The 22,158-nt window shown below is 38.5% G+C and carries 17 protein-coding genes; 7 read left to right on the top strand and 10 right to left on the bottom strand.

The features are described 5' to 3' along the window. Nucleotides 1-79: 79 nt before the first annotated feature. A complete protein-coding gene (locus tag LC419_RS21315) occupies nucleotides 80-241 on the bottom strand; it encodes a bacteriocin (RefSeq protein ID WP_223609234.1) in 162 nt (53 codons plus the stop codon). Nucleotides 242-373: 132 nt separating this feature from the next. Here LC419_RS21315 and LC419_RS21310 point away from each other — a divergent pair, with 132 nt between their 5' ends. The 3 genes from LC419_RS21310 (at nucleotide 374) to cls (ending at nucleotide 3,822) form a co-directional block, all read left to right on the top strand. Further along, the gene (locus LC419_RS21310; protein ID WP_223609233.1) at nucleotides 374-1,312 is read left to right on the top strand and encodes an AraC family transcriptional regulator; all 939 of its coding nucleotides are present in this window, start codon (nucleotides 374-376) and stop codon (nucleotides 1,310-1,312) included. Between the two features lie 99 nt (nucleotides 1,313-1,411). After that, nucleotides 1,412-2,176, top strand: coding sequence for an SDR family NAD(P)-dependent oxidoreductase (locus tag LC419_RS21305; RefSeq protein WP_223609232.1), 765 nt, complete (start codon nucleotides 1,412-1,414; stop codon nucleotides 2,174-2,176). Between the two features lie 221 nt (nucleotides 2,177-2,397). Next, complete coding sequence (gene cls / locus LC419_RS21300; protein WP_223609231.1) at nucleotides 2,398-3,822, top strand: cardiolipin synthase; 1,425 nt, start codon at nucleotides 2,398-2,400, stop codon at nucleotides 3,820-3,822. 3 nt (nucleotides 3,823-3,825) lie between these two features. Here cls and LC419_RS21295 read toward each other — a convergent pair whose 3' ends face one another. Together LC419_RS21295 and LC419_RS21290 are read right to left on the bottom strand one after the other, a co-directional pair. Then, complete coding sequence (locus LC419_RS21295) at nucleotides 3,826-4,974, bottom strand: methionine aminotransferase (protein WP_223609230.1); 1,149 nt, start codon at nucleotides 4,972-4,974, stop codon at nucleotides 3,826-3,828. 111 nt (nucleotides 4,975-5,085) lie between these two features. Beyond that, entirely contained in the window at nucleotides 5,086-5,892 is an 807-nt protein-coding gene (locus LC419_RS21290) for a hypothetical protein (protein WP_223609229.1), read from the bottom strand. A 310-nt stretch (nucleotides 5,893-6,202) separates the two neighbouring features. Here LC419_RS21290 and LC419_RS21285 point away from each other — a divergent pair, with 310 nt between their 5' ends. Continuing rightward, nucleotides 6,203-6,748: a DUF2867 domain-containing protein gene (locus LC419_RS21285; RefSeq protein WP_223609228.1), complete on the top strand. Its 546-nt coding sequence runs from the start codon at nucleotides 6,203-6,205 to the stop codon at nucleotides 6,746-6,748. A 3-nt stretch (nucleotides 6,749-6,751) separates the two neighbouring features. Here the strand turns inward: LC419_RS21285 and LC419_RS21280 are convergent, their stop codons facing one another. From LC419_RS21280 to LC419_RS21250, 7 genes are all read right to left on the bottom strand, one after another. Next, complete coding sequence (locus LC419_RS21280) at nucleotides 6,752-7,483, bottom strand: LytTR family DNA-binding domain-containing protein (RefSeq protein ID WP_223609227.1); 732 nt, start codon at nucleotides 7,481-7,483, stop codon at nucleotides 6,752-6,754. After that, nucleotides 7,452-10,358, bottom strand: coding sequence for a histidine kinase (locus LC419_RS21275; RefSeq protein WP_223609226.1), 2,907 nt, complete (start codon nucleotides 10,356-10,358; stop codon nucleotides 7,452-7,454). The genes LC419_RS21280 and LC419_RS21275 overlap by 32 nt, the downstream gene beginning before the upstream one ends. A 206-nt stretch (nucleotides 10,359-10,564) precedes the next feature. Continuing rightward, nucleotides 10,565-11,629: a hypothetical protein gene (locus tag LC419_RS21270; RefSeq protein WP_223609225.1), complete on the bottom strand. Its 1,065-nt coding sequence runs from the start codon at nucleotides 11,627-11,629 to the stop codon at nucleotides 10,565-10,567. 42 nt (nucleotides 11,630-11,671) lie between these two features. Then, complete coding sequence (locus LC419_RS21265; protein ID WP_223609224.1) at nucleotides 11,672-12,907, bottom strand: T9SS type A sorting domain-containing protein; 1,236 nt, start codon at nucleotides 12,905-12,907, stop codon at nucleotides 11,672-11,674. Nucleotides 12,908-13,077: 170 nt separating this feature from the next. Continuing rightward, nucleotides 13,078-13,281 carry a hypothetical protein gene (locus LC419_RS21260; RefSeq protein WP_223609223.1) on the bottom strand — a complete coding sequence of 68 codons (204 nt, stop codon included), beginning with the start codon at nucleotides 13,279-13,281 and terminating at the stop codon, nucleotides 13,078-13,080. A 108-nt stretch (nucleotides 13,282-13,389) separates the two neighbouring features. Next, nucleotides 13,390-14,121 (bottom strand): LytTR family DNA-binding domain-containing protein, encoded by a 732-nt coding sequence (locus LC419_RS21255; protein WP_223609222.1) that lies wholly within the window; start codon nucleotides 14,119-14,121, stop codon nucleotides 13,390-13,392. After that, nucleotides 14,090-17,002, bottom strand: a complete 2,913-nt coding sequence (locus LC419_RS21250; protein ID WP_223609221.1) for a histidine kinase — start codon at nucleotides 17,000-17,002, stop codon at nucleotides 14,090-14,092. The genes LC419_RS21255 and LC419_RS21250 overlap by 32 nt, the downstream gene beginning before the upstream one ends. Before the next feature lie 160 nt (nucleotides 17,003-17,162). Between LC419_RS21250 and LC419_RS21245 the strand changes: the two genes are divergently transcribed. From LC419_RS21245 to LC419_RS21235, 3 genes are read left to right on the top strand one after another with little or no spacing between them, the layout of a single operon-like run. After that, nucleotides 17,163-19,046 carry a DNA topoisomerase IV subunit B gene (locus LC419_RS21245; RefSeq protein ID WP_223609220.1) on the top strand — a complete coding sequence of 628 codons (1,884 nt, stop codon included), beginning with the start codon at nucleotides 17,163-17,165 and terminating at the stop codon, nucleotides 19,044-19,046. Nucleotides 19,047-19,082: 36 nt separating this feature from the next. Beyond that, the gene (locus LC419_RS21240) at nucleotides 19,083-19,559 is read left to right on the top strand and encodes a hypothetical protein (RefSeq protein WP_223609219.1); all 477 of its coding nucleotides are present in this window, start codon (nucleotides 19,083-19,085) and stop codon (nucleotides 19,557-19,559) included. A gap of 6 nt (nucleotides 19,560-19,565) precedes the next feature. Beyond that, on the top strand, nucleotides 19,566-22,154 hold the full coding sequence (locus tag LC419_RS21235) for a DNA gyrase/topoisomerase IV subunit A (RefSeq protein ID WP_223609218.1): 2,589 nt from the start codon (nucleotides 19,566-19,568) through the stop codon (nucleotides 22,152-22,154). The last annotated feature ends 4 nt before the right edge of the window (nucleotides 22,155-22,158 follow it).

Genomic DNA, 22,158 nt, shown 5'->3' with positions numbered 1-22,158 from the left:
TTGTATAGGTGTATGGCTGATTACCCTGTGATATTCATAAAAAAACCACTCCTATGGGAATGGTATTTTGTTTCATCGGTTAATCCAATGGGTCGGGCCTGCATTGCGGATCTGCACAACCTTGTGAAAAAATCCGGCACTGATTGGTTTTTGGATCACGACAGATCATCAATCCGCCGGTAATGCTTCGTAATTCTTTTTTGTTTAATTTTTTTCCTTTTTCTAAGTTTTGATTTTTCATAATAGTATAGGTTGTTGTTTGGTTAAGCCAAGGTATAAAAAATATGAATTGAATGGCATTTTAAAATTTCAGTTGTATTTGATTTTCATATAACAGCAACTTTGTATATTTGAATTTTACAAATCGTTAGTTATGGATAAGATCGCTCATGCATCCCTTGAAGATTTTTACAGAGAAATGACCGCCAAGCTGGGAAAAGACCTTGAAAGTATTTTTCCAAAGGGACTTCATAAAGATATCGGACACTTTAATGTTTTCGATATCAGGCAGACGATAGAAAGGGTAAAAATGACTTCGGAAATGCCGTACAACAGACGGAAGTATTATAAAATCAGCCTTATCAGAGGCCGGAACAGGGCAGAATATGCTGATAAGATCATCGCAATAAAGAAAAACGCTTTGCTGTTTGCCACTCCGAAAGTTCCCTATCACTGGGTTCCTGAAGATCCTGATCAGTCAGGAAGTTTCTGTGTATTTACCGAAGACTTTTTCATTAAGGCACAATCACGGTTTTCACTGGAAGAACTGCCGATATTTCAACCCGGAAATGTTCCGTTATTTGAAATTGATGATGAGCTGGCAGATGAAATAGAAGTGCTTTTTACGAAAATAAAAAGAGAAATAGACTCAGATTATGTATTCAAATATGATCTGATCAGAAATTATGTCCTGGAGCTCATCCATTATGGACAGAAGCTGCAGCCTGCCGCGAAATTATCGGCTGCCAATGATGCTTCATTACGGGTAGTTTCACTATTCATAGAACTGTTGGAAAGGCAGTTTCCCATCGAATCTTCAGAACAGAGGCTGCAGCTGAAAACAGCCAAAGACTATGCAGACCGTCTTGCCGTGCATGTCAATTATTTAAATAAAAAATTAAAGGAAAGCACGGGAAAAACCACGACTGAATTAATCGCAGACCGAATGGTACAGGAAGCTAAAATCCTTTTAAGACAGACTAAATGGAATGTTTCTGAGATTTCTTATGCATTGGGTTTTGAGGAGATTGCCCACTTTTCCAACTTTTTTAAAAGAAAAACATCTTTCACACCGATGGAATTTCGCTCATGATTTGAATTTTGCAAATTTAAGATTGATTCAGGCAACCCCATATTCTGCAAAATTTTCCAACTTTGTATCATTAAATATTAAGAACAAATAATATAAAAGATGAATACAAAAACAAAAATTGCATTAGTCACCGGGGGAAGCCGCGGACTTGGAAAAAATGCAGCATTAAAGATCGCTCAAAAAGGATTGGACGTTATCATCACGTATAAAAACAGTAAGGAAGAGGCAGATGCTGTGGTGAATGAGATAAAAGCATTGGGTCAAAAGGCCATCGCTTACCAGCTGGATACCAGAGATGTGAAAAGCTTTGATGCGTTTGTGAAAAATATCACCGGTCATCTGGAAACCGAAACCGGAAGTTCAAACATTGATTTCCTGATCAACAATGCAGGAACAGCTTTGTATGCTCCGATCACGGAAACGACGGAAGAGCAGCTGGATGATATCGTCAATGTCCATTTTAAAGGCGTTTTCTTTCTGACACAGAAAATGCTTCCTTTCATCAATGATGGAGGTGGAATTGTGAATATTTCATCAGGATTAGCCAGATTTGCGCTACCGGGATCATCCGTTTATGGTTCCATGAAAGCAGGAGTGGAGATGATGACCAAATACATGGCTAAAGAATTGGGCCCTCGTAAAATCAAAGCCAATGTCATCGCGCCGGGAGCGATTGAAACAGATTTCGGAGGCGGAAGAACGAGAGACGATCAGAATGTAAATTCAATGATCTCCAATATTACAGCCTTAGGAAGAGCCGGACTTCCGGATGATATCGGAGGGGTAGTTGCTTTTCTTTGTACTGAAGACGCAGGCTGGATTACAGGGCAGAGAATTGAGGCTTCTGGTGGAATGTTTTTATAGTGGAAAACAGATCAATTCACATGCTCCTATCATTCCGGGGTGCGAAGCAACGAAGAAATCTTATCATATGAGTAGAACCAGTTCTGAAAAGGGCTGGTTTTATTTTTTATCACAGATTGAGAGGATAAAGAAATTTTTAACAAATTTACCTACCTTTAATAGCAATAATAAACTCCATTCCTATGATTAAAGAATTTTTCAACTAGTTTCCCTACGTCCTTGTGGGGCTTGAAGTTCTTTATCTTGCTGCGATTATTTTTCTGGCTGGAAAAATTATTATGGATACGAAGAATACGAGCAAGACTTTGGCCTATCTCATGCTGATTATTTTCCTTCCGGTGGTGGGAATTATTATCTACTTTGTTTTTGGGGTCAATTACCGGAAAAATAGATTCTATACTTTTAAAATAGAACGGAATGAGCAGGTTTATCAGGCTGTAAGTGAATATATCAGAGAAACACATCATAAAACACTGGAAAGCCACAAAGAAGATATAGATCAGTTTCTGACGACGGTTAATTTCCTTTATAATGCCGGGCATTCTCCATTGTCACAGGGGAATTATGCGGAAGTGCTGATCAATGGGGAAGGGAAATTTGAAAAAGTTTTTGAGGTTCTTGAAAAAGCGGTTCATCACATTCATTTGGAATATTATATTTACGAGAATGACGGAATAGGGAACAGGCTAGCCGATTTACTGATCAGAAAGGCAGGAGAAGGCGTGATTGTCCGATTTCTGTATGATGATATGGGCAGCGGAAAAATCGGAAAAAAGCTTCTGAAAAGATTGAAAGAAGGGGGAGTACAGGTGTCTCCTGTAAATAAAATTACGTTCAGACTTCTGGCGAACCGCGTCAATTACAGGGATCACAGAAAGATCATTATCGTAGACGGGGCAGAAGTTTTTACGGGGGGAATTAATGTTTCGGATAAATATATTAACCCTAATCCCAAGCAGTATTGGAGAGATGTTCATCTGTATATGAAGGGAGAGGCTGCTTTCTATTTTCAGTTTTTGTTTTTCAGCAACTGGGTTTTTGCAACAGAAAAAATTCCTGAGATCTCCCAGCTTTATTTTACAAAAAAGAGAGAAGAAGGAACTTCACTGATTCAGACGGCAGCTAGCGGACCGGATACAAAGCCTTCCATAATGCTGAGTACAACTTCTGCTGTGCTTTCTGCTAAAAAAAGAATCTATATTGTTACCCCTTATTTTATCCCGGTTGAGACTGTGCTGAATGCCATTAAACAGGCTGCTCTTTCCGGCGTTGATGTAAGGCTGATGGTTCCCAAATCAGGTGATTCTGTTATCGTAAACGCAGCGGCCTATTCTTACTATGAAGAACTTTTAGAGAATAATGTGAGGATTTTCTTTTACAAAAAAGGTTTTATCCACGCCAAAACAATGCTCATCGATGATCAATTTTCATCGGTAGGTACAGCGAATATGGACGTGCGAAGTCAGGAACTGAATTTCGAGGTAAATGCATTGGTTTTTGATCAAAAAATAAATGGGAAACTCCAGGATCTTTTTCATGAAGATATGAATGACTGCGAAGAAATTTCCCTTGAATTCTGGAGAAAAAGGCCAAAATCAAAAGTGTTCTTTGAGCATATGGCCAGACTGCTTTCCCCGCTGATCTAAATCTTAAAGTCTGGAAAGATTCTCTATTGCTCTTTCTAAGGTCTCCTGTTTTTTCGCAAAACATAATCTGATGACGTGATCATTTCTTTTGTTTTTATAAAACGATGAAAAAGGCACGCTTGCCACTTTATGATTGATGGTCAGGTCAGAAGCGAATTCAAAATCATTTTTATCGGAAATTTTATCATAGCTAAGCGCCTGGAAATAGGTTCCCTCACAGTCCAGAAGTCCGAAAGAAGTGCCCGCAAGCCCTTGTCTCAGAAAATCTCTCTTTTCCTGGAAGAATGTATTCAGGTGATTGTAATGATCATCATTTTTCATGTACTCTGCCAAAGCCAGCTGGATGGGTGTATTCACACAGAAAACATTGAACTGGTGTATCTTTCTGAATTCGTCGGTAAGATTTTTAGGCGCTGCACAATATCCCGTCTTCCAGCCTGTGACATGGAACAGCTTTCCGAAAGAAGCTACAAGAAGACTTCTCTTTTTAAGTTCCGGATATTGGCAGATACTTAAATGCTGCTTTCCGTCAAATACAATATTTTCATACACCTCATCGCTCAGAATAAAGATGGAGGTGTCTTTCACGATGCTAATCAGTTCCTGCAGATCGTTTTCTTTCAATATCTTTCCTGAAGGATTATTCGGATTGTTCAGAATAATCATTTTCGTTTTCTCACTCACGAGGCCTTTTACGGTATTCCAGTTGATGTCATAATCCGGAGCTTTCATCTCAAAACGTTTTACAATTCCTCCGAAAAGCTCTACTGTAGGCTCATAACAGTCATATGCCGGCTCAAAAATAATGACTTCATCATCCTTTTTCACAAAGGTGGCAATGGCGGTGAAAATAGCCTGGGTACCTCCTGCGGTAACCGTTATTTCAGAATCCGGGTGATACACTGCCTGGTGGCTGTTCTCAATTTTTCTGGCGATCTCTTCCTTTAAAGGTATCATCCCTCCCAGCGGAGCATACTGGTTGAAACCTTTTTTAATGAAATGGTCTACATGGTCCAGCAGTTCAGCATCCGGCATAAAATCCGGAAATCCCTGAGAAAGGTTGATGGCCTCATTTTCGTTGGCGAGTTGTGTCATCTGGCTGAAAATGGTAGTTCCTACATTAGAAAGCTTGGATAAAGGAAGTTGTATCATGAAGATCAATTTTGTTGATCCGAATTTAATTTATTTTTTGCAACCATGAAACAGAAGAATACAAAAAAGGCCGCCTCTTTCGAAACAGCCTGTTATTTATTTTGCTTTATTTTAAAACAGGATCATAGATTCCACTCTGTTATTGACATAGCCAAGGATTCCCCAGAACATCACGGTAGAGCCTCCCCATCCGGAAAGAGAAACTAAATGTTTTCTGAAAAACTTTTTGTCATACAGGTGTTCCACCATATAGATGTGCTGTCTTTTATAACATCCTATTTTATTATTCCAGTTATCAAAAAACCAGAATCCCAGTGTAGGTGTAAATGGGGACATCACATATTTGTTGGAACCATAAGGAATAATATCATCATAAACCCGCAGCCATCCCGGACTAAATGCTCCGAAAAAAGCCTGATACTGATGCTTTTCAAAAGCATAATAGCTGTCAGGAAGCTGTTCTCCGGCTTCTGCCACCTGAACCAGACCGTTGGCTTCGGCATATTTCTGTATGATTTCATTGAATGCTTTGGTTTCACGGAATTTCAAGCCGTTCTGGTCGCCGTACTGCAGGTATTTTTCTTCTGAAGAAAAAGTCCTTACAGTGATCAGTGCAGACTGATCTACTGGGTTTTTCACCAACGAGGCTACCGGATATTTGTCTTCCAGATCCGCAATGACGTCAACCTGTTGACCATCAGAGAAATAATTGACTCTTATTTTATCAATATCAATGCCGTCCTGGGCGAATTCTTCCCTGATTCCCGGTGGAGGAGGAGGCAGGTTGGATGGTTCTGATTTACTTAAAGTAGTTGGAGCAGTTTTTTGTTCTTCAAGTTGTTCGTTGCTGTCGCGGCATCCCGATAAAAAGAAAAGGCCTGCGGACAATCCTAGAATTACGATGTTTTTGATTTTCATGGTATTAAAGTTCTATGGTTGGTTAGTTTTTTAGGGATGATCAGATCCGGAGGTTTTTGTAAATCTCTTCGGTTTTTAGTTCTGAATAAAAGTAAGAGGGTTTTAAAATTCCCAACTGTGTGAATTGGTAAGTGTTGACGATTTTCTAATAAGTGTATCTGATCGACAGATAAGTGTGATTTCAGATCTTGATTTAAAAGAATAATCCGGAATATATTTTATGGTAAAACTGAGATTGCTCACCTCTTTATTATCACAGGCCTCTTACATTTGTGATGATAAAAACTAAAATCTCCTAAAAGCCGATACGATGAAAATTGAAAAGACCGAATTACCTGAAGCATCTGTTTTGTCAAAAGAAAAAGCATTTTTCGACTATACGGACAGTTTTAGAGGGGAAGGGTTATATGGAGAACGGAATTTCAGTATCGCAGAAATAGGCAATACTTTTTTCATCAGCACTCCTCAATGGGGAAAGAAAATGTTTTCTTTCAGGAACAGCATTGTTAAAATGTTCGGGCTGAAAACCGGAGCAGACAGAAATATACCTTTGGAGCCTGAAGATTTTAAAATTGAAGTGGGAGCGCAGGTTGGAATCTTCACAATATTTGATAAAACTGATCGTGAAATTATCATGGGTGAGAATGATAAACATCTGGATTTCAGGGTTTCAATTCTTTATGATAAAGCAAGTCACCATACTGAAGGGAATTCTTTAACGATTTCAACCACGGTAAAATACCACAACTGGTTGGGAATACTGTACTTTCTGCCGGTACGTCCTTTTCACCGGCTGATCGTTCCTGTAATGCTGAAAAAGATGATTACAAAACTGGAATATTCTTCTGCGCCTTAGTTTTTATTCTAAATTTTCAATCTTATGTAAGAAATCATTCTTTTTGCGAACGGATACATCCAGAACAGAATGATCTGCCATTACCACCTGACCGCCTTTGCCTTTGATGTATTCCTTAAGGTGAAAAAGATTAATCAGATGCTTGTGGTGAATCCGGAAAAAATTATACTTTGAAAGCTGCTCTTCAAACTCATGCAGGGTTTTGGAAACAATGATTTTCGTTTTATCCGTAAGATAAAAGGTGGTATAGCTGGAATCTGCTTCACAACGAATGATATCGCTGATGTTGGTCAATCTGAAACCCTGAAGCGTCGGAAGGCTGATTTTGTTTTCGTTCAGGGAAACCGCTGAAGAATTTTTACTTTTCTTTATGTTTTCCAAAACTTTATTAACGGCGATAATGAAATCCATTTTTTTGATGGGCTTCAGTAAATAATCGGCCGCACTGTTTTTGATGGCCTGGATCGCAAAATTTTCAAATGCGGTAATGAAAATAATCTGGGCATCTACTTCCCTGAATTTGGCAAGAAGATCGAAAGCAGTACCGTCTTTAAGCTGCACATCCAGAAAAATAATGTCCGGAGTGTTTTTAGAAAGATAAATATAGGCTTCCTCCACGCTTGATGCCCGAAATGCCGTCTGGATCTCAGGGAATTCATTCTCTAGCAGAAGAGCGATATAGTCTCTTCCGTCTTGTTCATCATCAATGATGCATGCTTGTATTTTGGTTTTCATAAGGCTTTATATATAGTTTAATCTGGGTTCCCGGTCTCTCTTCTTTTTTATAAAGATCATAAATCTCCAGCAGGATATAAGTATCAAAAAGCTGCCGGAATGTTTCAATTCTTTTCTGAGATAATTTGACCCCGAAAGAATCAGCTCTCTTTTGTTTTCCATTACCGATCCCGATCCCGTTGTCTTCAATAACGACACAAAGTGAATTTCCGGTATGGTCAAATGAAACCTGAATGTTTCCTTTTCTATCCGTTAATCCTGCAATGCCGTGTTTGATGGCATTTTCCACAAAAGGCTGGATCAGCAGGGAAGGGACGACCCAATTTTCATTTACGTTCTCTGATATCGTGATAGAGTAGTCAAACAGGTCTTTAAGTCTCAGTTTTTCCATATTCAGATAAAGCGTAAGATATTCTGCTTCCTCTTTGATTGGCATAAATGTCTTCTCCGAATAATGCAGGGTTTTTCTGATCATCTGAGCGAATATTTCCAGATAATTTTCCGTTTCCTGATAATCTTTTTTGTATAGCAGAAACTGGATGGAATTGAGGCAGTTATAGATAAAATGCGGGTTGATCTGCGCTTTAATGGCCTGTAGTTCCAGCTCTGCAATCTTCTTTTCATAATACAGCGTCTCCAGTTTTTTATTTCTTTTTTTCTGAAAATAAACAGTGATAAAAATAAACAATGCAGCAGCACCCAGGCTGATGATCATAGTCTTGAACCACCAGGTCTGCCAGAATTTCGGACGGATTTCAAAATGCAGTTCAGTAGCCGCAAAAGAACGCTTGCCGTTGTATCCGATACCGAAAACTTTAAACGTATAATTGCCGGGCGGCAGTGCATTGAAAATAATCTTCGGAGAACTGCTTACCTGCCAGTTGCCACTGGTGCCCTCGAGCCTGTAGCGGAAACTTATATTTCCCTGGGAAGTAAAATCCGGGAAGCTTACATGGAAAGTGACATCATTATCCGGCGTCTGTCCTATTAGTGGCTGGCGCGTATCAAAAATCTCTTTTCCTCCGATTTCCACGGAATTGACAATTACTTTTTTATTGATGAATTTTTTCTGACTGAGCAGGTATTTGATGGAAAGAATTCCCAATCCTTTGGAAGTTCCGGCATAAATAGTATCACCAGAGATCACACATCCGGCTACAACATTTGAAGGAAGGCCGTCTGTCTGGGTGAAATTATCAATCTTTATTTCCTGTCCGATCATCTCTATTCTGCTGAGACCGCTGTTGGTACTCGCCCAGATGACATGTCTGTTCTCTATGTCCAGTTTTTTGATCTGGCTGGTGGGTAAACCGCTGCTTTCGGTAATGGTTTTAAGGATTCCTGAGTTGCTAAAAAGGATAATTCCGTTCTGGTTGGTTGCTCCTGCGTACAGATTCGGCCTGAGCTTTTTTATATCGGTAAAATAGTACCCTTCCAGGAACAGAGTTTTCTTTTTGGTTGATGTATTCAGCTTATAAAGATCCTTGAAGGTTCCTGCAAACAGGCTGTCTTTGTCGTAAAGAAGCGCAGTATAGAACCTTTCGTTTTGAAGTATTTCTTTGTAAGTGTGTGTACGGTAGTTATAAGCTGTAAGCCCCATGTCAGTACAGAGCAGAACGGATCCGGATGTATAGGGTAGAATATTTTTAAGAACACATTCTTTCAAAAACTGTTTTTCTCCGGTTTCTGTATTATATTGAACAATATTTTTTGTAAGCCCGAATATGACCGTATTGCCTTCAGAGAAGATGCTTTTATGTTCAATCTTAATGTTTTTCTTAAAAACAAGATCTGTGATTGTTTTATGACGGTAAATACCGCTCCTCGCTTCATCATAACCGAGGAAAATACCCTGCTTATTTTTAGCAATGGCTTTGATATAGGATGAATTATTTTTGACCGGAAGATGGATGTAATTTTTTAAAAATCTGTCGGTTATAAAAAATACACCGTTGTTTCGGGTTGAAAACCAGGCGTTGTTGTCTTTATCTACAAGAATATCGTGGATGATGTATTGGTCCATTATTTTGATAGGAATGGTAAGGGGGGAGCTGTCTTTCAGAGATTGTCTGAAGTATTGGACGCCTCCTTTTTCCAGGCATGCCCATATTCTCATTTCTTTATCGATCACTATTCGATATACATTTTCTTCAAGGGTAAGGCTGTGGATCTTTTTAAAGAAAAATTTATTGTGAAGCTCGTAGATATCTATATTTTTTTTATTTCGGAAAATGAAATAATGGTCTCTCTTAAAGATAATAGTGTTCTTTTCTACGGAAATGTTACAGGTGGTTTCTTTTTTAGAAACGATGTTATATGCTTTGAGATTTTTTCCTTTGCTTTGATCATAGAAATAAAGTAATTTGTTTTGAGGATCAAATCCAAATGTATAGCGTACCTGTGCCGTATCTCTTTTGGGGTCCAAAGGAATTCTGGTCACTTTTTCGTTCTGGTAGACAAAGATATCATCAGGATCCGTCGCGGAAAACATGTATAATTCATTTTTACCGTAGGCATAATCAGGATTATGTTTGAACTTTATCTTCTTAAGTTCACTGTTCATGTCCGAATTGATGACTGTTCCGTTTTTGAGATAAGCAAAATTATTTAAAAAAGTGGCAATGAAAATTTCACCGTTCGGCATAGGATAGGAGTACAGTGCTTCAATATTTTTTAAACCGCTTTTGCTGCTGAACTGCTTGAATTCCTTTCCATCGAAACGGAAAAGGCCGTTATCGCTCCCGATCCAGATATATCCGTTTCTGTCCTGTATAAGCCCGTAGGTATATGAGCTGTTCAGGCCATCCTCTTCATTATAATTGACCATTCCGGGAATCTGCGCGAAAAATAATGATGGAGATAGTAAAATGAACAAAAATGAGAAAAGTATAAATATTTTTTTCACATCACATTGAATAATGATGTAAATATAGAATTTGATTGATAATAATACAACACATAGCTGGGAATATTATTTAGAACATTTTTTTAAATAAGTAGTGTCTGGAATGAAAACAAAAACAGTAGAAATTCTGAGATTTCTACTGTTTGTAATCAGTTATGTATGTCTATGACAAAAAATCAATAATCTTCGATATGCAAAGTATGAGTGCCTCCACACCCGACAATATTAGCATATACATTAAATTCTTTTAAAGCATAGGTACTTTGGTAGGGCCTGAATGTAGCCTTATTCCCATCATGAGACCATGCTATACTGTTTCCCCAGCTGTCCGGATCTCCGCCCCAGTATTCCGAACCGCCGCATCTTCTTTTGAAAGTGTAAGAAAAATAAGAAATGTCCGGATATTGGCTGTTATCACTAAACCATATGAGGGTACGTTTTTGACCTTTTGCTTCACCTACGATCGAAAAATAAATTCCCGCCGATTGATAAGTCAATTCTTTTTTTGTTCTTTTTCTGTTTTTAGTACAATGTACACCTTGATTACTCTCATCTAGTTTTTCTTGTCTTTTGTTTGCCCACCGGTCATTACACCCAATAAAATTAAATACATAAGAAACCAGTTCAGTGTTAGGACTATGTGAAGTAACAACAGATTCATCGGTTGGATTGTTAAGAATAATATCTACCGCATTAGGGATCGTCCTGGAGATCGTATAAATTTTGTCATTAGCAAGATCTACCCGTACAATATAATTTCCAAGCTGCACTAGCTTTTTCTGATTTAAAATATCCAGAAGGAGCCCATAGTTCTCATAAATGGCGTCTTTCATAATAGGATTGTTCTCCAGTTCAGGATCTTCAGACTCACTTAAATGATTAATCTCATCAATGGTATTACGAAGCGGTGAATAATCTGTGGTTTCTTTGATCTGATTTGCAAAATCTGCATTTTCGAAAAAATTTTCGTAGCTATCCAATGTCTCAAATTTTAACATTTTCCTCGGATCATTATCTGCATTCTTATGGCTGCTTACCCGCTTATATTGTTCTAAAGGCTGCTCAGTAATATCATCGAGAGTTTTTTGGCATCCTAAGGATATTACAGATATGAGCACGACGAAAAATACCTTATACATATACATACTTTGTGCTGTGACAATATTTTCCCGAACGTTTGTTTTAAAACCGGCTTTTTTTGCTGCGTACCGTATCATTACAGATGATTTTCTTGTTTTCATAATAATTATTTTAAATGTTTTTATTCATAAATGATGAATAAGCTATTGGGAAATGATCAGCTTTTGTGAACTGATTTTGTCCTTTGACTGCAGCTCGACAATATAGTTTCCCTGATTCATTTTTTCAATATTGAGCTTAATGCTTTGATTTCCGTTTTCAAGGACTTCAGATTTTTCTAAAACTATTTTTCCTGATATATCTATAAGTCTTACCAATACAGCTTCTCTTCCGGTAAAGGTTGTTTGCAGCTCTACATAGTTATTGGCAGGATTGGGAACCAGAGAAAAGCCTTTGTGATCACCAGACTGAAGTTCTGCTTTTGCAACTGCCCGTACTTCCGTAAAGGGAGACTTTGTCATGGTTGTTGTGCTTTCATCTCTTGTGGCAACAGGGGACGGTTTATAACAAAAAGTGAAACATCTTTTGCATGTAGAAAACTTGCCCCGGCTTTCAGTAACACATATGGTATAATTGCCTGCAACAGCGTAGCTATGACTTACCGTCGGGTAAATGTAGGCAGAAGAAGTCCCGTCTCCCCAGTCTATCGTATATGTTGGACCCGGATTACCCGGTGTAGAAAAAAGAATTGGATTTATCAGCGTTAAAGAAGCTGTGGCAGTTGTGCCTATTGTACTGTACGACATCGTAACATTAAAGTCTGCGGAACATCCGTCACATGGCTTTACACAAATATTGTCAAAAAACATGATTTCATTTTGTGTGGTGGTAATATCCGGAGTAATGGATAATATTCTTGAATACAGGATGATATTATCAAAATCAGCAGCCGTGGAAGTAGGATCGTTCAATATCCATGCTCCTTCCGAATTGCTGGGAAGAACCCCTCCGCTGGAAAGTTGAATAGGAGCTTTAACCCGAACCCATCCGCTTCCGGGAGTTACTGTTACGCTGGCGACAAACGAAGCACTGCGGACACCGTCTGAGAGCGTGATAAACGGATGATAGGGCTGTCCGTAGCCGCTGTCATTTTTAAGATAAAAGTCAAAATACAAACATTGCCCCAGAAATCTTTTCCCCAGATCTTTGTAATCTGTGGCATTTTGATACCATGAACCAAATGATAAATCACCTAAAATGAGATATTGAGACCCATCCAAAGCATTGGCAGAACCGAAATTTACGGTTACATTTCCATTGGGATAAGGTGAGGGAGCCCAGTTGCCTGCGGGATTGGAGGAAGCGTTGAAATCAGAACAGGGAGCCTGCGCATCGAATACAAGGCAGCCTAAAAGCAAGTATATTGCTAAAAAATACATACGTACCATAATGTATATTGGTTTTATACATCAAAAGCCAATAAAAACTTTAAAATTAATATTTTGTGAGGGTGAGTAGGTCATATCATCCGATGATTCATTGCCGGATGATTTTTCTTTGGAAAAATAGATTCCAGCCGCACGGCTGGAATCTATTTTTTAATTCATCACTATTTAGGCTCCACCCATGGAAGACCACCCCACGGCATTGTGTAAATAGCGGGAATTCCTCCAATAGGTTGTTGTGGATTTTGACAGATAGGAGGTTGAGGAGAATTAATTGCCCCCGGATTGCTAGGTGTGATAAAAGCAGTTCCTCCTGAAATGGAATTCATTTGATTTTTCTTAAGTACTTTTCCTGTAATTGTTTTCATAATGTTTCTATTTATTGATTAACATGACGAAAATAGAGAAGTGCCTTAACAAAAAACAGATACAATTAACAGATGCGTAGGTTGAGCCAGTAAATGCGGAAAAAACGATTAATCTACGTTTCCTATTTTATGAAGAAAATCATTTTTTCTGCGGAAAGATACATCCAGAACAGAACCGTCACTCATAACAACCTGTCCGCCTCTGCCTTTAATATATTCCTGAAGATGATCAACGTTAATAAGGTGCTTATGATGTATTCTGAAAAAATTAAGGTCAGGAAGGACCATCTCAAACTCGTGAAGGGTCTTGGATACCATTATTTTGGTCTTATTGATGAGATAAAAAGTAGTGTAACTGGAATCTGCTTCGCAGCGGACAATATCCGCAATACCGATCACTCTGAAGCCCTGCAGGGTAGAAAGAATGATCTTGTTATCCTGTAATGTATTGTTGTGAGCCGGCTGTATTTTTTTGATATTTTCCAAAGCTTTATTGACGGCTATCACAAAATCAATTTTTTTTATTGGCTTTAAAAGATAATCGGTAGCTCCGTTTTTAATGGCCTGAATCGCAAAGTTTTCAAAGGCTGTGATAAAAATAATCTGTGACGTAATCTCTTTGAATTTTGATAAAAGATCGAAAGCAGTACCATCATTCAGCCGGATGTCTAAAAATAAAATATCCGGAGTGTTTTTCGTAAGATAAATATAGGCTTCTTCTACGCTGGAAGCTTCAAAACTGATCTCTATTTCTGGAAATTCCTTTTTTAATAACAGAACAATATAATCTCTTCCATGTTTCTCATCGTCAATGATGCAGATTTGTGTTTTGGTTTTCATAGGGGCTGATGTATAGTTTAACTTGTGTTCCTTGTTTTTCAGATTTCTCAGACAGATTATTGATTTCCAAAGTAATATGGGTTTCAAAAAGCTGCTGAAAGGTTTTGATTCTTTTTTGAGATAATTTTAATCCAAAAGAGTCTGTATTGACGGAAAATTCGTCTTTAGTTTTAATTCCTGTGCCATTATCCTCAATCGTTATACAGAGAGTAGAATCTGCATGGTCAAAAGATATTTTAACGAAGCCTTTGGCGTTTTTCAGGCTGGAAATTCCATGTTTGATCGCATTCTCTACAAAAGGCTGAATTAATAGGGAAGGGATAGCCCATCTCTTATTGACTTGTTCAGAAATATGGAATTCATAATCAAAGAGTTCGTTTTGGCGAAGCTTTTCCATATCCATATAAAGAGAAAGATATTCCACTTCTTCCTCTATAGGCATGAAGGTTTTTTCCGAGTAATGAAGCGTTTTTCTAATCAGCTGTGAAAAGATATCCAGATAGTTTTCCGTTTCCTGATAATCTTCCTTGAACAGCAGAAATTTAATGGAATTGAGACAATTATAAATAAAATGAGGATTGATCTGTGCCTTGATAGCTTGCAGTTCCAGCTCCGCAATTTTCTTTTCATGAAAGAACTTTTCTAATTTTTTATTACGCTTTTTCTGCAGCCACGAATTAATAATCAAAGTGATTATCATGATGATAATAATCGCCAAAGCCGCCATGAACCACCAGGTCTGCCAGAATCTGGGTTTGATTTCAAAAAGCAGATCAGACGAAATATAAGACTGCTTTCCATTATAACCCAATCCATAGACCCGGAATACATATTTCCCCGGAGGAATGGAATTAAATATAATGGTTGAGGAATTGCTTACCTGCCAGGCTTCGTCAAGCCCCTCCACTTTATATTTATAACTTATTTTCCCTTGTGAAGCGTAATCGGGAAAGCTGAGCTTGAAAGTAACATTATTATTGGAATGGCCGGTCAGGTTTTCGCTTAGATTATAATGCTCATTGTTTTCAATAGTTATAGAATTGATAATAACCTTTTTGTGTATCGATTTTTCCTGAGCCAGCAGTTTTTTTATAGAAAAAATTCCAAGGCCTTTAGATGTACCAATGAAAATGGTGTCGTTTCTGATAACACAGCCTGAGACCGCATTCGATGGCAGCCCATCTGTCTGGGTGAGGTTGGTGATCACCGTATTATGATCGTCTGTGAATTCAATTCGGGAGATGCCGGAATTGGTGCTGGCCCAAAACGTATTTTGGTTTTCTATCTCTATTTTTTTAACCTGGTCGTTGATTAAACCATTCTTCTTTTCAATCTTCTTTACAATGCCCTTATCGTTAAAAATAATAATTCCGTTGAGGTTGGTTGCTCCCAGATAAAGATTGTCTCTTAGTTTTTTTAGATCTGTAAAATAATATCCCTTTAGGAACAAAGACTTTTTTTTAGTTTTAATATTGAACCTGTACAGATCACTGAAGTTACCAACCAATAAATTATCTGTATCAAAAGGGAGAACCGTATATACTCGTTCATCAAGAAGGCTGGTTATTTTTCCGGTTTTTAAATGGTAAGTCATTAAGCTGCCGGACGTGCAGAAAAAGACCGAGTTCTGAGTGTAAGGAACGATGTTTTTTAAGCTATACCTCAGTTCTTTACTCCTGTTTGTAGAAAGATCATGAACGACGATCTTAGCGGCCATACCGAAAATAGATAAGTTATGGTTCAGATAGATGGATTTGTTTTCATCCTTGTTGTTTGCATCAAGCGTAATATCATGCATCTTACCATTCCTGTAAATAATGGCTCCATAGGAATTGTTATAGCCCAAGATAATATTCTGATCATCTTTAGCGATCGCTTTGATATACTCGGAATTGCTTTTCACCGATAAATTGATGTGATTGGTAAAAAGAGCTTTTGGGATAAAAAAAACACCGCTGTTTCTGGAATTGAACCAGACATTATCATCTTTATCCACCAGAACATTGTTGATGACGTGCTGGTTTAATATTTTTACAGGTGGTGCCAGATATTTTTTATTTTCAAGCAGTGATTGATTAAAATACAGAACACCGCCATTTTGAACATTGAGCCAAAGTTTATTATTTTTATCAATAACACCGTAGAAGATGTTCTCTTTTGTATCGTAGGAGTGAATTTTCTTTATATGAAGAGCATCAGTCCGTTGATAGACCGTAATTTTTCCCTGATACTGAAACACAAAAAAATCATCCTTTTCACAGATTATACTTCCCGGATCTATTCTGATCTCTTTTTCTTTCCGGGTAATTAGGCTGTAAATTAATATTTTTCCGGTAATACTGTTATTTAAATATAAATTCTGAGTTCGGAAGTCATATTTTACCGTTGAAAATTCTCTTTTATTATAATTTAAAAGGATTGGGTTTTTCTTTACTTTTCCATTCTCATAAATAAAAATATTCCGTGGACTTTGTGTGCTGTATAAATAAAGTCTGTTTCCATCACGCGTGATTTTGGGAATTGAGCCTGAAAACTGGTTTTTCAGATAATCGTTAATATTTAAATTGATCACCCGCCCGTTTTTCAGATAAGCAAAATCATTCAGGAAAGGAAGTATAAAAACCTCACCGTTGGGCAAAGGCTCACAGGATATAATATCAATATTCTTCAATCCTTCCTGTTTTCCATACTGCTTAAAATCTTTTCCGTCAAATCTGAATAATCCGTTGTCACTGCCTATCCAGATCAGGCCATTTTTATCCTGCCGCAGGTGATAAGTATATGAACTGTTGAGGCCATCCTCTTCATTATAATTGACCATTCCGGGAATCTGTGGAAAAAATAATGAGGGAGATAGCAAAACGAAATAAAATAACTGCAAAAGAACTGTTTTTTTCACATGATATTGAATAATATGGTAAATATATAATTTGCATGATAATAATGCAAAGGTTCAGGTTAAATGTTGATAAAAATCGAATTGAAAAAATTCGGATAATTTTGTACAATTTCGTACTTTTGTATGTTTGCTGAAATCATATATGTCACAAGAAATAAATCCAATCTACTCCGAAGATAATATCAGAACCCTCGACTGGCAGGAACACATCCGTCTGCGCCCCGGAATGTACATCGGGAAGCTCGGAGACGGCTCCTCTGCTGACGATGGTATTTACATCCTGCTGAAAGAAATTCTGGACAACTCCATCGATGAGTTCAGAATGAAATCTGGGAAAAGAATCGAAATAAAAGTGGACGACGGGAAAGTCAGTATCCGTGACTTTGGCCGTGGAATCCCACTGGGAAAGGTAGTAGATGCCGTTTCTAAGATGAATACGGGAGGGAAATATGACAGCAAAGCCTTCAAAAAATCTGTAGGACTGAATGGTGTAGGTACCAAAGCTGTAAATGCCCTTTCAGAATATTTCCGTGTACGATCTTTCCGTGAAGGAAAAATGAAGATGGCGGAGTTTTCCAGAGGATTGATCACTGAAAACCACGAAGAAAAAGATACTTCAGACCGCAATGGTACGGAAATTTCTTTTGTTCCGGACGGAGAAATCTTCCTTCATTTCAAATACAGAAAAGAGTATATAGAAAAGATGCTGCGTAACTACGCGTATCTGAATCCCGGACTGAAAATTATTTTTAACGGTGAGACCTATTATTCTGAAAACGGATTGAAAGACCTTTTGGAAGAAGAGATGGAAAACGAAATTCTGTACTCCATCATTCACCTGAAAGATACGGACATAGAACTGGCGATCACCCACTCGGACAAATCGCAGACGGAAACGTATTTCTCTTTCGTTAACGGGCAGAATACCACGCAGGGAGGAACACACCTTAATGCTTTCCGTGAAGCGTATGTAAAGACAATCCGCGAATTTTTCAATAAAAACTTTGATGCTTCAGACATCAGAAAATCAATTATAGCAGCTATTTCCATCAACGTGGAAGAACCTGTATTTGAATCCCAGACCAAAACAAAACTGGGATCTAATGATATGGGCCCGAACGGACCTACCGTAAGGACTTTTATCATTGATTTCCTGAAAAGCAAGCTCGATAATTTCCTACATAAAAACCCTGAAATAGCCGAAGCGATCCAGAGAAAGATCCTGATCTCCGAGAGAGAGCGTAAAGAACTTTCCGGAATCCAGAAGCTGGCCAGGGAAAGAGCTAAAAAAGTATCTCTGCACAACAAAAAATTAAGAGACTGCAGACAGCATTATAACGACCAGAAAAACGAAAGAAAAGGAGAAACACAGATCTTTATTACCGAGGGAGACTCTGCATCCGGATCCATTACAAAATCCAGAGATGTAGAAACTCAGGCTGTATTCTCACTGAAAGGAAAGCCCTTGAACTGCTACGGACTGACGAAAAAGGTGGTGTATGAGAATGAGGAATTCAATCTTCTCCAGGCTGCTTTGAATATCGAAGAAAGCTTGGAAGACTTAAGATACAACCAGGTGATTATCTCTACCGATGCCGATGTGGATGGTATGCACATCCGCCTTCTGATGATCACATTCTTCCTTCAGTTCTTCCCGGACCTGATCAAGAACGGTCACCTTTATATCCTTCAGACCCCATTGTTCAGGGTAAGAAATAAAAAGGAAACAAGATACTGCTACACCGAAGCAGAAAGAATCAAAGCGCTGAATGAACTGGGAAAAAATCCGGAGATTACCCGATTTAAAGGACTGGGAGAGATTTCTCCTGATGAGTTTAAACATTTCATCGGAAAAGATATCCGCCTGGAACCTGTAGTGATAGGTAAAGATCAGACAATAGACCAATTACTGGAATTTTATATGGGTAAAAATACACCGGACAGACAGGTGTTTATCCTCGAGAACCTGGTGGTTGAAGATACGGATATTGAGAAGAAGGAGATATTGGATGAGGCTGCAGGTTAAAAAAAAAAACTAAACTAATAAACATAAAAACCTAAAATGAGACTTAGCAACCGCAATAAAGCTTCAGTTTACAATTTTGTACACACGGTGCTGCTGATGATGGTCATATTTGGGATTGCCGCATTTTTACTGAACGAATACAGATTTCATGCTGTAGGAAAAGAAAGCTATATCCTTCTTGTTCTTCCGATCTTGATGCTGGTGACTTTTCACCTGAACGGCAGACAGATCTTTGAATATGATAGTGACGGAGAAGCTCTGAATTTTAAAAACAGGAATATTATTCCTTTTTTGGACAGGCCTCTTCATGATGAGTTTCCGAAGTATAAATTAATCAGGTATGAGATCATAAGGGTGTTCTTTATCAAAAGATTATACATCACGATCTCAAGTAAAAACAGCGGGTCTACCATACTTAAATATGAAATATCGTATTTGAGCCAAAAAGAAGTTAACGATTTAAAACTCTCTCTGAATAAAGTAGTGAAAGCTAATGAGGAGAAAAATGATTAAAAACAGATGACGACAGAAGAAAACTCGCACGAAGGTGAGAGCTTGAAAAAAGTCTCGGGACTTTATAAAGATTGGTTTCTGGATTATGCTTCCTATGTGATTCTGGATAGAGCGATTCCTTCCGTTTATGATGGGCTCAAGCCCGTTCAGAGAAGGATCATGCACTCTATGCGGGAACTGGAAGATGGCCGTTACAACAAAGTAGCCAATATCGTAGGGAATACCATGAAGTATCACCCGCACGGAGATGCTTCCATTACCGATGCCATGGTACAGATCGGGCAGAAAGAACTTCTGATAGATACTCAGGGAAACTGGGGGAACATCTATACCGGAGACTCTGCTGCTGCGGCAAGGTATATTGAAGCGAGGCTGACTCCTTTTGCGCTGGAAGTAGTCTTTAATCCGAAAACCACAGAATGGGCGAAATCCTATGACGGAAGAAATAACGAACCCATCGATCTTCCCGTTAAATTCCCATTGCTTCTTGCACAAGGAGTGGAAGGGATCGGGGTAGGACTTTCCACAAAAATCCTTCCACATAATTTTAATGAACTGATCAACGCATCCGTAGCCCATTTGAAAGGAAAGAAATTTGAGCTCTTTCCGGACTTCCTGACGGCAGGGTATCTTGATGTTTCAGAATATAATGACGGACACAGAGGGGGTAAAGTAAGAGCGAGAGCCCGAATAACCCACACCGACAAGCATATGCTGGTGATCTCTGAGCTTCCTTTCTCAAAAACAACAAGCGACCTGATCGATTCTATTCTGAAGGCCAACGAAAAAGGAAAAATCAAGATCAAAAAGATTGAAGACAATACTTCAGATACCGTAGAGATCCTGATTCATCTTCATAACGACGTGTCGCCGGATAAAACCATTGATGCACTGTATGCCTTTACAGACTGTCAGGTGACTATTTCTCCGAATGCGTGTGTCATCGTAGGTGACAAACCGATGTTTATGAATGTTTCCGATATCCTGAAAATGAATACGGAGCACACGGTTTCTTTACTTAAAAAGGAACTTGAAATTGAACTGCACGAGCTTCAGGAAAGCTGGCATTTCTCTTCACTGGAAAGAATCTTCATCGAGAACAGGATTTACCATGATATTGAAGAAGTAAAGACCTGGGAAGATGTGCTGAAAACGATTGATAAAGGATTAAAACCTCATACCAAGCATCTTTTAAGAGCCGTAACGGAGGAAGATATTTTAAAACTGACCGAGATCAGGATAAAGAGAATTTCAAGATTCGATTTAGATAAATTTAAAGAAAATATAGCCGCCCTTGAAGGGAAAATAGAGCAGGTAAAATACAACCTTGTCAATCTTATTCCTTACGCTATTGATTATTATTTAAATATTCAGAAGAAATACGGAAAAGACAGACAGAGAAAAACCGAGCTTAGAATTTTTGATACCATTGATGCAACAAAAGTAGCCGTAGCCAATGAAAAATTCTATGCCAATTTCGAGGAAGGCTTTATCGGAACATCGCTGAAAAAAGATCAGTATCTGTTCGACTGTTCGGATATTGATGATATCATTATATTCAGAAAAGACGGAACCATGAAGGTGGTCAAGGTGGATGCGAAAATATTCGTCGGAAAAGACCTTCTGAGCGTTGCCATCTGGAAGAAAAACGATAAAAGAACGGTCTACAACATGATCTACCGCGAAGGCACCGCCGGACCTTACTATATGAAACGTTTCTCCGTAACGGCGGTAACCCGAAATACAGATTATCCGCTGGCTTCCGATAAAAAAGGCTCTGAAGTACTGTATTTCTCTGCCAATCCTAATGGTGAAGCAGAAACTGTAACGGTGCTTTTAAAACCGAATCCAAGGATCAGGAAAAACAAAATGGAAATCGATTTCTCCGATCTTGCGATCAAAGGAAGAGATTCCAAAGGAAATCTGGTGACCAAATATTCGGTGAAAAAGGTAGATATGAAAGAGGAAGGCGTTTCTACACTGGCTCCAAGAAGAATCTGGTTCGATGATACCGTGAGAAGACTGAACGCAGATGCAAGAGGAACCCTTTTGGGCAGCTTCAAAGGAGACGACAGGATTCTGACCATCAATACAAACGGGGAAGTGAAGCTAGTTTCTTTCGACCTTGGAAACCGTTTCGATGATGAATACCTGGTGCTGGAAAAATGGAAACCACAACAGCCAGTGACCTGCATCTATTACGATGGAGAAAAAGATATGTATTTCATCAAGAGGTTCCTGTTGGAAAATACGGTGAATCTGCAAACTTTTATGCCTTCGGAGCACCCGAAATCATTCATAGAGAATGTCATTGTAGCGAACGGAGCGTCAGCAGAAATTATTTTTGCTAAAGATAAAGGCAAGGACCGCGATTCTGAAATCATCCATATTGATGAATTCATTACGGTGAAGGGAATCAAAGCGATCGGAAACCAGTTTACTAAATTTAAAGTAAAAACTATTAATATAAACATCCCGGAGCCCGTAGAAGAGGAGCCGGAAGTATATGAAGAGCCGGAAACCGGAGACGGTATTGTGGATGACGACCGGACTGTAATCGGGGATCTGTTTGAAAGCGGTGAACCTGAAAATTAAGCAT

Origin of the sequence: Chryseobacterium sp. OSA05B (assembly GCF_019970065.1) — a bacterium.
Classification (GTDB): Bacteria; Bacteroidota; Bacteroidia; order Flavobacteriales; family Weeksellaceae; genus Chryseobacterium.
The sequence above is the reverse complement of the archived record's forward strand: the minus strand, read 5'-3'. Positions and strand labels throughout refer to the sequence as shown.